Source organism: Pseudomonas sp. S35, assembly GCF_009866765.1.
In the GTDB taxonomy this organism is placed as follows: Bacteria; Pseudomonadota; Gammaproteobacteria; order Pseudomonadales; family Pseudomonadaceae; genus Aquipseudomonas.
Map to the genome: position 1 here is coordinate 2,785,231 of NZ_CP019431.1, position 15,649 is coordinate 2,800,879.

The following is a 15,649-nucleotide window of genomic DNA, read 5'->3' on the forward strand; positions in this document are numbered from 1 at the left end:
GACGGCGGCGGTAAATTTCCCCTGCCAGCAAACGTTCTAGCTCTGATCAAGCCGTTTCCTAAGGTAGACAATGACCATCTCTCGACGTGGGTTCATCGCAGGCCTCGCGCTCACTGGCGCCGCTGTGCCGGCAGCGTTCTATGCCCATCGCGAGTTGACGCGTGAAGAATTTCCGATCACACCTGGCGAAGCCACGGTAGATTTGGCCGACACCGCTGGCCAGCATTTGGCGAACACCTTGCGCGGAGTCTGGAGCCTGCGCCTGGAAGGCCATGACGCTGGCCTCAAGGGGCTGGCGCTGCAGGGCTTGGAACTGCTGCTCGACATCGCACCTCGTGGCCGAGGCCTGCGCGGCTACCTGGACACCGCCGCCAACCTGCGTGCCGAAGGCGAACCGCGCTACCGCGTATTGGGTGATGTGCTGACGGGCGAGGGCGCCTTGCTCTATTGGCGCCTGATCGACCGCGACTCGGCCGATGGCCGGCCCGCCTATGAGTTCAAGATGACCCTCGACGAAGTCTGGGCCGACTTCGGCAACGCCGGCAGCGGCACACTCAGCGGACAGATCCTTGACCTGGATCGTCCCCTGGCGATGACCGAACGCGACAGCCGCTTTATCGCCCACAAACAGCTGTTCCCCGAAGCCCGCCAGCGCATCGGCCATAATCCGACCCTGCTCGCCTGGCTGATCGCCCCCGAGCACCGCCTGTTCCACCAACTGTGGCACGCCACCCGCGACCAATGGCACAAGCTCTCCGAAGAAAAACGCGACGCCCTGCGCGGCATCGGCTGGCAACCCGGCCCACGAGGCCAGGAGCGCGATGCCCGCGGCAAACGCAAAGACCGCAACGGCTCGGGTATCGACTTCTTCTTCATGCACCGGCACATGCTCGGCGCCGCGCGCGCCATGCAGGACTTGCCCTCGTGGCCCGCCTTCCCCGAACCGCAACCGGCGCTGGAGCGTGACCGCCTGGGCTTTGTGCGCTACTTCGACAACCACGACGGCTTCGCCCTGCCGCCCACCTGGTCGGCCCCGGACGACAGCGAATACACCCAGTGGGTCAGCGACATCAAATCGGAGGAGACCTACCACAGCAACTTCCAGGTCTGGGAGTCCCAATACCGCGACCCGCGTTACCTGGCCAAATTCACCCTTGGGCAACTGGGCTCGCAAATGGAACTGGGCCTGCACGACTGGCTGCACATGCGCTGGGCCTCGGTGCCCCGCGACCCCTCCAACGGCGCGCCAGTGCCCTTTGCCCGAGACCCTGCAGACTTTGCCGCACGCTGGTATGCCGCCGAAAACGACTTCCTCGGCGACCCATTCTCCTCCCACGTAAACCCGGTGTTCTGGCACTTCCACGGCTGGATCGATGACCGCATCGAAGACTGGTTCCGCGCCCACGAGCGCTTCAATCCAGGTGAAGTCAGCCGGCTGGAAGTCAACGGTGTCGCGTGGTTTGCGCCAGGACGTTGGGTGGAAGTCGGCGATCCCTGGCTCGGCCCGGACACCCATGGCTGCAGCACCGCACCGGGGTTGCAGATGGGCAAGTCGATGGAGATGGACCCGGAGACCATGAAGCTCGCGTTGCGCATTACGTTTGGCGCGGATGAAGATGTTCTCAACGGGTTGTTCAAGCGTGTGCCTAGGCGTCCTTGGTATGCGCGGCATTTGAGGGTGAGGGCGCGGGACGCGTAAACGGCACACCCGCAAACTTCAATTTTTACGATATGAGCCTGCGGTGGCGGGCAGTAATCTGAACCGTCTGCGCTTATGCCTCGGTGCTTGTTCGACGGCACTGAAGCGTTTTCTTGTGATTGAACGGTATAAGTGCGCCTCCTTGATCGCCTCTTACGTTATAAGCGCAATGCCTATGGATGTAAGAGAGTGGCCGCTGCTTTGTTGTTTTTATAAAAATCCTACATTGATTGCCTACAAATAGTTTGAAGCTCTGACGGAGTGTTCTTATGTAGGTAATTAAACATTAAATATTGATAGGAATAGGGGGCATCTGGGTGGTTTGTGGGATGTTTCCGCAAAGCGTTACAGAAAGCTCTTGCCCGTGGTTTGGGGGGTGGCAAATACAAAGGGCGATACTTCATCCTAAGTGCGAAGAGATTTCCAGTCGCCGTGTAGTGCGCTGGTTTCTTCAGTAAGGAATCCATTTTTTTGTGTGTGGGTTTCGGTCTTTCTTCTTTCTCAATGGCTACGCGTGCTGTTGAAAAGGTGACTTACGGATGGAGTTATGACTTTAAGCAGCTTTCAAAATGAAGTGCCCAAAGCCAGGATCAATATCAAACTTGACCTGCATACCGGCGGTGCGCAGAAAAAGATTGAACTGCCACTCAAACTGATGGTGATGGGTGACTACAGCAACGGCAAGGAGCAGCGTCCGCTGTCCGAACGGGGCAAGGTCAATATCAATAAAAACAACGTTGACAGCGTCCTGGCGGACTTCTCGCCCAGCCTGAGGCTCGCCGTTCCCGATACCTTGAGCGACGAGGCATCTGATGCCTCGGTCGAGCTGAACTTTCAATGCATGAAGGACTTTGAACCCGAGCAAGTCGCGCGGCAGATCCCGCAACTGCGGGCCTTGTTGGCTATGCGCAACCTGTTGCGCGATCTCAAATCGAATCTGCTGGATAACGTGACCTTCCGTCACGAGTTAGAACGAATTCTTAAAGATGATGCGCTTAGTGATGAACTACGGGCGGAGTTGGCTGCCTTGGCGCCTATGGAAGATCGTTGATTTAACTCGAATTTTTTAAAGGAAGGTTTCGTTATGGCTATAGAAAGTTCCAGCGAGCAATCGCGCAGTGCCACTGTATTAACTGAGCCGTGCGCAGGCATTTACGGCGCGCTGTTTAACAAGATTAATCTGAACCCGATAGTAACGCTGGGTGGTATAGACGTTTTTCAGAATGCTGAGGCGTTGTCTGAAGTGTCAGCCGATGAGCGGGTAACCGCAGCGGTGAGTGTGTTTTTAAAGTTGCTTAAGCAATCACCGCAGAAAGTCGAGCGCTTGGATAAGGTTCTGCTGGACGAACACATCGCCTCCCTGGACATGCAGATCAGCCGTCAGCTTGACGCGGTCATGCACCATCCGGATTTCCAGCGTGTCGAGTCGACCTGGCGTGGCGTGAAGTCGCTGATTGATCAGACGGATTTCCGTCAAAACGTGCGCATCGAACTGTTGGATATCAGCAAGGATCACCTCGTGCAGGACTTCGAGGATGCGCCGGAAATCGCCCAGAGTGGCTTGTACCTGCACACCTACACCCAGGAGTACGACACTCCCGGCGGCGAGCCGATTGCAGCAGCTATCTCCAACTACGAGTTCAACCGAAGCCCTCAGGATATCGCCCTGCTGCGTAATATCTCGAAAGTGTCGGCGGCCGCGCATATGCCGTTTGTGGGCGCTGTCGGCCCCGCCTTCTTCGGCAAGGAGACTATGGAGGAGGTTGCCGCGATCAAGGACATCGGCAACTACTTTGACCGTGCTGAATACATCAAGTGGAAGGCGTTCCGCGACAGTGACGATGCGCGTTACATCGGCCTGACCATGCCACGCGTCCTTGGGCGTTTGCCCTATGGGCCCGACACCATTCCAGTGCGCAATTTCAATTACATCGAAAGCGTCAAGGGGCCGGATCACGGTAAATACCTGTGGACCAATGCCTCATTTGCCTTTGCGGCCAACATGGTCAAGAGCTTCATCGCCAATGGCTGGTGCGTGCAGATTCGTGGGCCGCAATCGGGCGGTGCGGTAACGGAACTGCCGATCCATCTGTACGACTTGGGCACCGGTAATCAGGTCAAGATTCCTTCCGAAGTCATGATCCCCGAAACCCGTGAGTTTGAATTTGCCAATCTCGGTTTCATCCCACTCTCGTACTACAAGAATCGCGACTACGCGTGTTTCTTTTCGGCCAATTCCGCGCAGAAACCGGCGCTGTACGACACGGCCGACGCCACCGCCAACAGTCGAATCAATGCACGCTTGCCTTACATCTTCCTGCTCTCACGGATTGCCCATTATCTGAAGCTGATCCAGCGCGAAAACATCGGCACCACCAAGGACCGACGTCTGCTGGAGCTTGAGCTGAACAAATGGATTGGCGGGCTGGTCACCGAGATGACAGACCCCGGCGATGACTTGCAGGCCTCGCACCCACTGCGCGATGCCAAGGTGACGGTCGAAGACATTGAGGACAATCCGGGCTTCTTCCGCGTCAAGTTGTACGCCGTGCCGCACTTCCAGGTCGAGGGCATGGACGTGAACCTGTCGTTGGTTTCGCAGATGCCCAAGGCCAAGGCCTGATTCAATCGTAGGGAAACGATGCCATGAAGATCGATCGCCCGTTATGGGCCGCCGGCGCATTGCTGTCGCCGCAGCAATTTCAGCAGCAGACACGCTATGAGGCTTGGGCCAATAACCAGCTTGCACTACTGACCTGGATACACCCCTGGGGTGTGCAGGTTGCGGAGTTTGACTTGGATGCCTTAGGACTGGGCAAGCTCAAGGCCACTCGATTGCAGGTGCGAATGCCCGACGGCACATGGGTCGACAGCGAATGCCTGGATCGGCTGCCTTCTGCGTTGGAACTGGCGGCCCTGCTGACCGATGAGTTTCAAGAAGTGACTGTGCTATTGGCGTTGCCATTAGAGCAAGCCAACGGCAGCAACTGCGTGTTTGAAGGCGGTAGAGTCGATCGGCCAACCCGTTATCATCAGGATTGGCGCCAGGTACAGGATATCTACGCAGACGAGGCGCAGTCGATTGGCGTGCTGGAACACGCGCTGAGTCTGCGCTTGCACAGTGACGACAACGCGGACTACGTAACGTGTCCGGTCGCACGTCTGGTGCGAGACGGGAAAGGCGCCTGGAGCCTCGACCCCGGTTACGTGCCGCCATTGCTCAGCTTCGCCGCGCATCCTGGGTTGTTGAATCAACTGGACAACCTGTTGACGCAATTGGCTGCCAAGCGCCAACGACTCATGGGGATGCGACGGGAAAGCAATCAGCGCATGGCCGACTTTGCCGTTGCCGATGTCTCGCTGTTCTGGCTGCTTAATGCCTTGAACACTTATGAGCCCGTACTGGCGGATCTGCGCGCGTTTCCGGCGCGGCATCCCGAGCATGTCTATCAAGCGCTGATCAAGCTGGCGGGCGGGCTGCTGACGTTTTCACTGGAACACGATGTCGATGAGATTCCGGCTTATCGACACGCGCACCTGGATGCCGTATTCCCGCCCTTGATGCACAGCATTTCCCTTCTGCTGGAGGCCAGTCTGCCGTCGCGGGTCATTGCCTTGCTACTGCAGGAGCGTGGGGCCAATCGCTGGCAAGTCACGTTGAATGACCCTCGCTTGCGTGAACGGGATGCTGCCGACTTTTATCTGTCAGTGCGTTGCCGGCTGCCGGCGGCGCAGTTGCAGGATCAGTTCCCGCGCTTATGCAAGATCGGCACACCCGACGCTGTCAACTACCTGGTCAATGCTGCGCTCGATGGGGTGCCGTTGCAGTCGCTCAGCCATGTGCCGGCGGCGATTCCATTGCGCCTGGAAAATCAATATTTCGCCCTTGATCTCGGCCATCCCAGCGGGCAAGCGATGCTGGACGAAGGCGTTTGCGCGTTCTACGTCCCCAGCACATTGGCCGACGTCAAGCTTGAACTGTTCGCGGTGCTGCGCTCATGAAAGTGACGTCTTTCGAAGAGCGGAATTCGGCAGCGGTGGATATCGATGCGCTGTTGCAGGACACCTATCTGTTGGTGGTTGAGTTGCGCCAGGGAGCCTCGGTGCAGAATAGCCGCGAGCTGGCGCAGCTTTGCACAGCGCAAGTGGAGCAGGTGTGCCAACAGCTCAAGCTGGCGGGTCTTGGTCAACGTAGCATCGATCACATCAGCCACGCGCAATGTGCGTTGCTCGATGAGACTGTGCTGACCTTCGCCAGCGATGAGGCGCGGGCGTCCTGGGCCAGCGAACCGTTGCAGGCCAAGTTTTTCAACCGTCACCAGGCGGGTGAGTTTCTGTATGAAGACCTACGCGAAGTATTGCGTGGAGCGGCGCCTGATCAGCATGTGCTGACTGCATTTCAGCGGGTATTGATGCTGGGTTTTCGCGGGCGCTACCGTGACCTGGAGGATCCTGAACGTGAGCAGTTACAGGTCGCCCTTGACGCGCGGGTAACGCCACTCAAGGTCAGGCATACCCTTGTTACGCAAGCGCCCAGTGGATGTGTGCTTGCGGGCCTGTCCTGGCTGCGCTCGCCGCTGATCCAGATCCTGTCGATGGGCTTGTTGCTTGCGGCTACAGGGTGGGGGTTGGACCACCTGTTGAACGACGCGATGGCTTCGCTCATGCCTGGTCAGGGGTGAGGGCACGATGACCTCCAACCTGTATCGAATCCTTTACCTGTGGGCGGGCTTATTGGCCTTCGCTTTACTGGTCGTCATTCCGCTTGCGCTGTGGGCGCGTGCACTCGGGGTGTTGATCGCGGTGTGTTGTGTCGCCTGGGCGTGGGTGTCGCAGAACCGCCGGGCCGAGCGCCCGCCTGGGTCGTTCAGGTTGGCCGATAACATGGCATTGCCTGCGACGTCGTTTCGTTACCCAGTGGTACTGGTCTGCGGAGACTGCCTGGACAATCTGTTCGGTGAGATCCCGGCCGAGCAACTGGCCCTGCGGGTTACGGCCTTGGGTTGCTATGTGCGTGTACCGAACGTGGAGCAACTGCCAGCCGTCACCGACGGGCTGTTGGCGCTGCGTCCGGGGTGGGCCGGGCAACTGGGCGTGATGTTTATCGTCAGTCCAGGCGTTCACAGTGACGGCGCAGTCCTCGCCGGCAAGGTGCGCGGTTTCAGCCATCAGCTTGCCCAGGCTCGCAAGCGTGGCATTGCGCTGCCGCTGTTGCTGGCGAGCTACCTGCAAACCTTGCAGGGTGAGGAACCATGGTTCTGTTGGGACAACGGCCACGCCGAAGTCCGTGTCCGTAACGCCGGTGCATGTGTCGGTTTGGATGAATGGCAGCGGCAGCGCGCCGATATGTCCGTACAGGCTGCACGGATGCATGCGAGCGTACAGCTGAACAGCGCTGTGGCCTGGTTGAATGAAGCGGTGCTGCCCTACCTCGTTATTCGCAACTCGCGCAATTGCTTGGCAACGACGTGTGCGATCAAGCTGATGGCGTCACTGCCCCAGGCGGTCCCAGGAGGCCTGTGGCAGCAATGGTTGCGCAGCAGGGTGGCGCTTGCGGGTAACCGGCAGGTCACGGCGGATGTGCTGTTGCCATTTCCCGATCCAGTGCTCAACTTGCTTGCACTGCGTCCGCTACGCACCCCACTGCAACGCGCTAGCGTGGTTGCGCTGTGGTTGTTCACCGGCGCAGTCGTCATCGCTCTGGCCAGTTCGGCTTGGCAGAACACTCTGTTGGCGCGCCAGATCAGTGATGACCTGCGGCGCTATTCGGCTATCCCCCAGCCGACCCAACGTCATCAACGTGAGTTTCTTTGGCGTGAAAATGCGGTGAGCGTGCTCCGCCAGCACGCCCAGCGCCTGGACGCTTACTACCGACACGGCGTGCCCCTGGCATTTGGCTTGGGCCTGTATCGCGGCGAGCAGTTGCGCGCACCGCTCCAGGCCGTGCTGGCTGCTCACAGTGAGCCGCCACCGGCTGGAAAACCCGAGCGGAGCGCCAGTGCAGTACGGCTGGACAGCCTGTCGTTGTTCGCTCCCGGCAGTGCCCAGCTCAAACCGGGCTCGACCCACGTCCTGATCAAAGCGCTGGTCGATATCAAGGCTCAGCCAGGTTGGCTGATCGTTATCGCGGGGCACACCGATGCCACCGGCGATTCCGAAAAAAACCTTCGGCTTTCCCACGCCCGCGCCGCCGCCGTGCATGCCTGGATGCAGCACATGGGGGGCATCCCCGCCAGTTGCTTTGCAGTGCAGGGTTTCGGCGCCACTCATCCGATAGCGAGTAATGACACCGAGGCGGGGCGTGCCGCCAATCGCCGCGTCGATATCCGCCTGGTACCAGAGGCGGGGGCCTGCGAGCTCGCCACTCCTGGTCCGGGCAGACAACCCCCTGTCGCATCCCGCGACGTTTAATTTTCCGAGAAAAGGAGCTTCACATGGCAATTCCCGTTTACCTCTGGCTGCAAGACGATGGTGGTGCCGAAATCAAAGGCTCGGTGAATGTCGATAAGCGTGTGGGCAGTATCGAGGTGGTCGCCCAGGACCACAGCCTGTACATCCCCACCGACAACAACACCGGGAAGCTGACCGGCGCGCGGGTTCACACCCCCTTTTTGTTCACCAAGGAGATCGATGCGTCCAGCCCCTACTTCTACAAGGCCGTGACCACCGGGCAAACCCTCAAGAGCGCCGAGTTCAAGTGGTACCGCATCGACGACGCCGGGCAGGAAGTCGAGTACTTCATCACCAAGCTGGAGAACGTCAAGGTGGTGAAAGTCGCGCCGAAAATGCACGACGTCAAAGACCCGAGCAAAGAGAAACACAACCACTTGGAACAGATTGAGTTGCGCTACGAGAAGGTCACCTGGACCTACAAGGACGGCAACATCATCCACTCCGATTCCTGGAACGAACGCCAAAGCGCTTGATACGCATGGAGCGGCAGGCGGGGTATCGCCTGCCGGCTCCCGGTGTGCTGGGTTGAGCGTCCGTTCGTGGACGTGCAGCCAATCCCATCGATGCCAGACGCCATTTATTGATGACTCTTCGAATAAGGATGCAACCGTATGGCCCCCAACTCCACCCGCTTGCTTCGCCGTCTCAATCCCTACTGTGCACAGGCATTGAGTGCAGCGGCTTCGTTGTGCCAGAACCGTGCACATGCGCAGATCACCGTTGAGCATTGGCTGCTCAAGCTGCTGGGCCAGGGGGACGGTGACCTGACGGTGATAGCCCGTCGCTACGAGTGGAATCTGGAGGCGCTGTGGTATGGGTTGCTCGAACATATTGATCAGCTGCCGCGCAGTGTGCAGAGCAAACCGCAGTTGTCGGAGCCGCTGCAGCAACTGATCAGAAATGCCTGGGTGCTCGCCTCGCTGGACGACACCAACGACAGCCTGCGCTCAGTACATCTTCTGGGGGCGTTGATGGAAACACCTGGCCTGTTGGCGTGTGAGGCCGCATGGCCTTTGCTCAGCCTCAGCCAGGTCCAACTGCAGCGTCTCTCGGGACTGTTGGATCACACGTCCGAGGAATGTCCAAAACTGCAAGTGCCTGCCCCATCGGGCAGTGCCGCTGACCCCTCCGGCGAGCTCGCCATACTCCCGCCCTGTGTCAGCCCAAATGATACGTTGCAAACAGTGCTGGACCGATTCACCCACAACCTCACTGCCCAGGCGGCGCGAGGGAAGATCGACCCGGTATTTGGCCGCGACGACGAAATTCGCCAGGTCATCGACATCCTCAGTCGTCGGCGCAAGAACAATCCCATTCTGGTGGGCGAGCCTGGCGTCGGCAAAACTGCACTGGTTGAAGGCCTGGCCTTGAGCATTGCCCAGGGCAGGGTGCCGGACAGCCTCAAGTCGGTCAGTGTGCGCACCCTTGACCTGGGCCTGTTGCAAGCCGGGGCAGGGGTAAAGGGCGAGTTCGAACAACGCCTGAAAAACGTGATCGATGCCGTACAGCAATCCGAAAGACCGGTGCTGTTGTTTATCGATGAGGCCCATACCCTGATCGGCGCTGGCAACCAGGCAGGTGGCGCCGACGCCGCCAACCTGCTCAAGCCGGCCCTGGCCCGTGGCGAATTGCGCACCATCGCCGCGACCACCTGGAGCGAATACAAACAGTATTTCGAGCGCGACGCCGCGCTGGAACGGCGCTTCCAAAGGGTCAAGGTCGATGAGCCGGATGACACGAATGCTTGCCTGATGCTACGAGGCCTCAAGGCGCGCTACGCCAACCATCATGGTGTGCATATCCAGGATGCGGCGGTGCAGGCAGCTGTCAGTCTGTCGCGACGCTACCTGACCGGCCGGCAACTGCCCGACAAAGCGGTCGACCTGCTGGACACCGCCAGCGCCCGCGTACGCATGAGCCTGGACTGCGAACCGCCGGCGTTGGCCCACCTGAGCGCCCGGCAAGTGGCCCTGGAACTGGAGGGGCAAGCGCTGGAACAGGATCAGCGACTGGGCGGCCAGGAGGCAGATGAACGCCTGGCGGTGATTGCCGCACAACACGCCGACCTGCAACGCCAGTACTTCGATCTGGAGCAGCAATACCGACAGGAACTCGACCTCACCCAACAACTGATAGATGCGCGCCAGGCGCAGCCACCGCAGCACGAGACCTGCGCGCACCTGCAACGGCAATTGAGCGAGATCCAGGGCAACCAGCCGCTGCTGTCGCTGGATGTGGACGCACGCAGCGTGGCGCACGTGATCGCCGACTGGACCGGCGTGCCGCTGGGTAGTCTGCTCAAGGACGAACAGGCCAACCTGCTGATGTTGGAACAGCGACTCGCAGAACGTGTGATCGGGCAAGCTTCGGCACTGGGCGTCATGGCACAGCGCCTGCGAGCGGCCAAAACCGGGCTCACCGATGACAAGGCGCCGCTGGGTGTGTTCCTGCTGGTCGGCACCAGCGGCGTAGGCAAGACCGAAACGGCCCTAGCCTTGGCCGACAGCCTGTTCGGAGGCGAAAAATCGCTGATCACCCTCAACTTTTCCGAGTACCAGGAAGCCCACACCGTCAGCCAGCTCAAAGGCTCGCCACCGGGCTACGTCGGTTATGGTCAAGGCGGGGTCTTAACCGAAGCGGTAAGGCAACGACCCTACAGCGTCGTGCTGCTCGACGAAGTGGAAAAGGCTCATCGCGACGTACTCAACCTGTTTTATCAGGTCTTTGATCGCGGCTTCATGCGTGATGGTGAAGGCCGCGAGATCGACTTTCGCAACACCGTTATTCTCATGACCTCCAACCTCGGCAGCGACCTGTTGCACAGCTGTGTGCAGGCGCAACCCGACGCACCGGACAGCATGCTGCACGAACGCCTGCGGCCGATCCTGAGCGACCACTTCCAACCTGCGCTGCTGGCGCGCTTCCAGACCCTCATCTATCGCCCGCTGCAAGCTGATGCACTCAAGCGCATCGTGGCCATCAAGCTGGCCCAGGTCGCCAAACGCCTGCAACGCCATTACGGCCTGGATTGCCAGATCGATGACGCCCTGAATGACGCGCTGGTTGCCGCCTGCCTGCTGCCTGATTCGGGCGCACGCAACATCGACAGCCTGCTCAACGAGCAGATCCTGCCGGTACTCAGCCAGCAACTGTTGGAGCGTCGAGCAGCCCAGCAATGCACCCAGGGGGTGCGCTTCGGTTATAGCGCCGAAGACGGTATCAGCCTGCACTTCGACGACCTTCACGACACGGTTCAGTCCGTCGCCTCGCAGGTGTGAACATGCTGACTTTCTTCGACCACAGCCGCCACACCCTGAGCGTTCGCAACGTCAACGCCCACCTAGACGTCCTGGCCTTCAACAGCCAGGAACGGCTAAGCGAACCCTTCGCCTACCACATCGAATTCACCAGCACCGAGCGCGACCTCGCCGCCGAAACCCTGCTCGGCCGGAACGCCTGCTTCAGCCTGCACGCCCCGGCACAAAAACTGCCCTTGCTGGGGATAACGCCGCCCCCCATAAAACCCCTGCGTACCCTGCGCGGCGTGGTCACCGGTTTCAAACGTCAGTGCGGCTCCAACGACCAGGCCAGTTATGCAATCACCTTGCAGCCCCGCCTGGCCCTGCTCGCACGCGGCCGCCAGTTCCGCATCTACCAGCACCAATCGGTGCCGCAGATCGTCGACAGCATCCTGCGTAGCCGCCACGACTTTGAAGGCCAGGACTTTCTGTTCAGCCTCAAACGCGACTACCCCAAGCGCGAACAGGTCATGCAATACGGCGAAAGCGACCTGGCGTTCATCACCCGCCTGCTGGCCGAGGTGGGCATCTGGTACCGCTTCAGCAGCGATGAACGCCTGGGCATCGATGTGGTTGAGTTCTGCGACGACCAACGCTTGTACCAGTTCAACGTCGAACTGCCCTACCGCCCGCAATCGGGCCTTAGCAGCACTGCCCAGGACGGCGTGTGGAACCTGCAATCGAACCACCAGGTGGTCGAGCAACAAGTGCATGTTCGCGCCTACCACCACCGCGAAGCCCACGCGCACCTGAGCGGCGAGATTGACCAGACCCGCGGCGCCAAAACCACCTACGGCGAGGCCTACCACTACGCCGAACCCTACACAGCGCTCGGCGACCGGCTGGATCAGGACGAAGACCTGCTCAGCGAAAGCGGCTACTTCTACGCACGCCTGCGCCACGAGCGCTACCTCAACGCTCAGACCCACCTCGGCGGCATCACCAGCAGCGCCACCCTGGCGCCAGGCCAGGTGCTCAAAGTCACCGGCGGCGCGCCCCAGGCCTTCAAGCCAGGGGCGGTCATTACCGGCCTGACCACCGTCGCCGCCCGTGACAGCAGCTTCATCGCCACCTTCGAGGCCATCCCTTATTCGCAAAGCGTGTGCTTTCGTCCAGAGCTCAAGAACAAACCCCTGATCGCCGGCACTATCCCCGCCCGCGTAACCAGCAACCAGGCCAACGACCCCTACGCCCATATCGACCTGGAAGGGCGCTATCGAGTGAACTTCCTGTTCGACCGCGACAGCTGGACGCTCGGCCAGGAAAGCCTCTGGCTGCGCCTGGCCCGGCCCTACGCCGGAGACACCCACGGCCTGCACCTGCCGCTGATCGCCGGCACCGAAGTGGCGGTGGCCTTCGAACAAGGCGACCCCGACCGCCCCTACATCGCCCACGCCCTGCACGACAGCCAGCACGTCGACCACGTGACCTTGCGCAACTACAAACGCAACGTCCTGCGCACCCCAACCAATAACAAACTGCGCCTGGACGACACACGGGGCCAGGAGCACATCAAGCTCAGTACCGAGCACAGTGGCAAGAGCCAGCTGAATCTTGGGCATTTGGTGGATGGCAAGAGGAAAAAGCGCGGGGAGGGGTTTGAGCTGCGCAGCGATGGTTGGGGCGCGATTCGGGGGGGCAAGGGGGTGTTTATCAGTGCTGATGAACAGGCGAAAGCCATGGGTGATGTACTGAGCATGGAGCCGGCCACTGCCCTCGTCCAAGGTGCGAAAGCACAGCTGGCCGAATGGCAGACAATTGCCCAGGCCCACCACAGCCGCCGCCCCAACACCGAGGGCCTGGACCAGTTTCAGGCCGATGCAAAAGATTTGCGCGCTCCGGCCATGCTGCTCAGCGCTCCCAACGGCATTGGCGCGGTGACGCCTGCGAGCCTGCTGCTCAAAAGCGGTGAAGCGCTCTACGTGCAAAGTGACGACGAGATCAACCTGGCCGCTGCCGAACGCCTGTCTATACACGCGAACCAGGCCATCTCGCTATTGGCCCAGCAAGAAGGCATGCGCCTGGTTTCCGGAAAGGGCCCCCTGGAAATCGAATCCCACGGCGACGTGATGAAGCTGATCGCCCAGCACGATATCACCCTGCAGACCGTGCAAGGTCACCTGCAATTGACGGCCAAGAATGGCATCACCCTGGGGTGTGGTGGGGGTTATATCCGCATCACAGCCAGTGGCGCCATCGATATCCATAGCCCCGGCCAGCTCAACCTCAAGGGACAGCACGTCTGGGAAAAACCGGCGAGCCAGCGTTTTCCGATGCCTGAATTACCGCGGTCGGTCTGCCAGGAGTGCCTTGAACGGGCGCGCAACAAGGCCGCCGGTTTACTGATGCGCGAAGATTGAGAGGGGGCATGAAGATGGCAACGCCAACAGAATGGCAAGAACAGATCGAGCGGGTAGGTGCCAGAGTCGGCATACAACACGTTGACGTATTGCTCGACCAAACCGCCTGGGACAACTGCGCTATCCCTGCGATGAAAATGCTGAGACCAGACGTTCCATGGTTCTCATTGTTCAGCGGCACGCCGGAAGAAAAACTCCTGGAGCAGGCGCCTTTGTTAATGCGCTTGGATCTTGCGCAGTGGAAACATAAAGCCTGGTTTGAAGAGCTGATAACCCGGTGCGCCACGGATGCTCGCTTGCTGGTGCTGATCTCACCGTTATCGTTTGATGCCCTGAGCCGTGCTCTACAAGTCCTCTTGCAAATCAAGTGGGGTGGTCAGGCGGGTCTGTTGCGTTATTACGACCCGCGCATCTTTCCGTTGTTAATGAACCGGATCCTCACGCATGAGCAACGTGCTGAATACTTAAGGCTCGCGAGCTATTGGGGCTGGCTGGACAGGGACGAGCAGCCGCATTGGCTGCAAGGTAACTGCCAGATGCACGAGGAGCATGTTCAAGTTGGCTCGGCCATGGACCTCAGTGATCAGCAATGCGATTTGATCGGTTGTATCAGTGATGCGCAGAACCTGCTGGTGGGTGGGAATTTTGATCACTTGGAAACAAGCCAGGAATCAAGTTTCGCCACTTTGTACGCGTTTATCGTGCAAGCAAATGAGGACAATTATTTTGGTGATTTAACTGAATACGTAAGGGGGAAATTGTGAGATTCAAATCCATACCATCGGATACACAGCGTATTCGGAATGCTGAATTCTTTACCAGGCAAGAGGTGGGTGTGCTTAAACGGTTGGCGTTGATCATATTGTTTGGCCTGCTAACCACTGTTGCTGGCTGCGGAACACTCATGGAACGAGGTGAGCAGTCTAAATCTTATGGGCAGTCGGGCTATTACTACCTCGGCGTTCAATATGACTGGCGGCTGCTTACATTGAAGGGGCGCGGTGGCTACGACTATACTCCCATGTTTTGTTATCTAGGTGTGGTGTGCCCTTTTGCTACGTTGCTCAGCATGCCGGCAGATTTTGTGGTCGATACCGTGATGTTGTATAGCGACCATCAAAACAAGCTTGCATGGGAGCGGGAACTCAATAGTTATTTTCGCGATAAGTATTGCCGCAACGAGGGTGGTCCGGATGAGGCTGAACTCAGAAGTCGGGATCTTGATGTGTCGTTCTGTTCGGGTGGAAGTAATTACGGGTTGTGAGGCGATGCAACGTACAAGGGCGATAAATTTTCTTGCGCAGCGGAGGTTTCAGGTTATGGGTTTATCAATAAGAAGGATGCTGTTGCGAAGTCTGTACGGGTTTTTGGGAGTGTCGTTACTCGGATGTTCCTCTGCCGATAATGAAATGGCGGGAGGGAATATACGGGCAGTTAACCACACGTTGGGCGCAATTAATTGGTTTTCTGTCAATGGCTATAGGGCACATGGTGGTGGGGGAAGTTCATGCTGCATTGTTATGCCGATTAAATGGCGGCCTGGGTTAAAAGCCCATATCGAGTGGGAGGTTGATCCGGATCCATTTGCTCCTTCGCCGCCTTTAGGGACAGACGAATTTAGATTGTTTATGCAGAAGCATCAAGCAAACTACCGTCGGCACAGTGCCGTAGTGGACATTCCAGAGTGGTCAGGTACTGAGTCTTGTGGTTTGAAAGTGCATTTTTTGGTTTGTAATCAGATCAAAGTCACAACTTCTTGTTGGGGGTATGGTTCGCCCAATAATCCAATCAAAGAACCTAAGCAAATGAAGGAGCCGGCCGTATGTAAAAATTAAGAT

General features: G+C 59.0%; 12 protein-coding genes. All 12 read left to right on the top strand.

What is annotated here, in order from left to right; all coding sequences use genetic code 11:
• The first annotated feature begins 70 nt into the window (after positions 1-70).
• Positions 71-1,699, top strand: a complete 1,629-nt coding sequence (locus tag PspS35_RS12495; RefSeq protein WP_159934872.1) for a PvdJ/PvdD/PvdP-like protein — start codon at positions 71-73, stop codon at positions 1,697-1,699.
• 547 nt (positions 1,700-2,246) lie between these two features.
• On the top strand, positions 2,247-2,750 hold the full coding sequence (gene tssB / locus PspS35_RS12500; protein ID WP_159934874.1) for a type VI secretion system contractile sheath small subunit: 504 nt from the start codon (positions 2,247-2,249) through the stop codon (positions 2,748-2,750).
• A gap of 33 nt (positions 2,751-2,783) precedes the next feature.
• Positions 2,784-4,322: a type VI secretion system contractile sheath large subunit gene (tssC, locus tag PspS35_RS12505; protein WP_159934876.1), complete on the top strand. Its 1,539-nt coding sequence runs from the start codon at positions 2,784-2,786 to the stop codon at positions 4,320-4,322.
• A 23-nt stretch (positions 4,323-4,345) separates the two neighbouring features.
• On the top strand, positions 4,346-5,701 hold the full coding sequence (gene tssK, locus PspS35_RS12510) for a type VI secretion system baseplate subunit TssK (RefSeq protein ID WP_159934878.1): 1,356 nt from the start codon (positions 4,346-4,348) through the stop codon (positions 5,699-5,701).
• Positions 5,698-6,381, top strand: coding sequence for a type VI secretion system protein TssL, short form (tssL, locus tag PspS35_RS12515; protein WP_159934880.1), 684 nt, complete (start codon positions 5,698-5,700; stop codon positions 6,379-6,381). Before tssK ends, tssL begins: the two co-directional genes overlap by 4 nt.
• A 7-nt stretch (positions 6,382-6,388) precedes the next feature.
• Positions 6,389-8,110: an OmpA family protein gene (locus tag PspS35_RS12520; RefSeq protein ID WP_159934882.1), complete on the top strand. Its 1,722-nt coding sequence runs from the start codon at positions 6,389-6,391 to the stop codon at positions 8,108-8,110.
• Positions 8,111-8,133: 23 nt separating this feature from the next.
• A complete protein-coding gene (locus PspS35_RS12525; RefSeq protein ID WP_159934884.1) occupies positions 8,134-8,625 on the top strand; it encodes an Hcp family type VI secretion system effector in 492 nt (163 codons plus the stop codon).
• Positions 8,626-8,763: 138 nt separating this feature from the next.
• Entirely contained in the window at positions 8,764-11,430 is a 2,667-nt protein-coding gene (gene tssH / locus PspS35_RS12530; protein ID WP_159934886.1) for a type VI secretion system ATPase TssH, read from the top strand.
• A gap of 2 nt (positions 11,431-11,432) precedes the next feature.
• Complete coding sequence (gene vgrG / locus PspS35_RS12535) at positions 11,433-13,811, top strand: type VI secretion system Vgr family protein (protein WP_159934888.1); 2,379 nt, start codon at positions 11,433-11,435, stop codon at positions 13,809-13,811.
• Between the two features lie 8 nt (positions 13,812-13,819).
• Entirely contained in the window at positions 13,820-14,575 is a 756-nt protein-coding gene (locus tag PspS35_RS12540) for a DUF4123 domain-containing protein (RefSeq protein ID WP_159934890.1), read from the top strand.
• Positions 14,576-14,646: 71 nt separating this feature from the next.
• Positions 14,647-15,075 carry a YceK/YidQ family lipoprotein gene (locus tag PspS35_RS12545; protein WP_159934892.1) on the top strand — a complete coding sequence of 143 codons (429 nt, stop codon included), beginning with the start codon at positions 14,647-14,649 and terminating at the stop codon, positions 15,073-15,075.
• A 55-nt stretch (positions 15,076-15,130) separates the two neighbouring features.
• Complete coding sequence (locus PspS35_RS12550) at positions 15,131-15,646, top strand: DUF3304 domain-containing protein (RefSeq protein ID WP_159934894.1); 516 nt, start codon at positions 15,131-15,133, stop codon at positions 15,644-15,646.
• Positions 15,647-15,649 lie beyond the last annotated feature (3 nt).

Coding starts and splice junctions, on each gene's coding strand:
- PspS35_RS12495 (WP_159934872.1), top strand. CDS start 71: ATGACCATCTCTCGACGTGGGTTCATCGCAGGCCTCGCGCTCACTGGC.
- tssB (WP_159934874.1), top strand. CDS start 2,247: ATGACTTTAAGCAGCTTTCAAAATGAAGTGCCCAAAGCCAGGATCAAT.
- tssC (WP_159934876.1), top strand. CDS start 2,784: ATGGCTATAGAAAGTTCCAGCGAGCAATCGCGCAGTGCCACTGTATTA.
- tssK (WP_159934878.1), top strand. CDS start 4,346: ATGAAGATCGATCGCCCGTTATGGGCCGCCGGCGCATTGCTGTCGCCG.
- tssL (WP_159934880.1), top strand. CDS start 5,698: ATGAAAGTGACGTCTTTCGAAGAGCGGAATTCGGCAGCGGTGGATATC.
- PspS35_RS12520 (WP_159934882.1), top strand. CDS start 6,389: ATGACCTCCAACCTGTATCGAATCCTTTACCTGTGGGCGGGCTTATTG.
- PspS35_RS12525 (WP_159934884.1), top strand. CDS start 8,134: ATGGCAATTCCCGTTTACCTCTGGCTGCAAGACGATGGTGGTGCCGAA.
- tssH (WP_159934886.1), top strand. CDS start 8,764: ATGGCCCCCAACTCCACCCGCTTGCTTCGCCGTCTCAATCCCTACTGT.
- vgrG (WP_159934888.1), top strand. CDS start 11,433: ATGCTGACTTTCTTCGACCACAGCCGCCACACCCTGAGCGTTCGCAAC.
- PspS35_RS12540 (WP_159934890.1), top strand. CDS start 13,820: ATGAAGATGGCAACGCCAACAGAATGGCAAGAACAGATCGAGCGGGTA.
- PspS35_RS12550 (WP_159934894.1), top strand. CDS start 15,131: ATGGGTTTATCAATAAGAAGGATGCTGTTGCGAAGTCTGTACGGGTTT.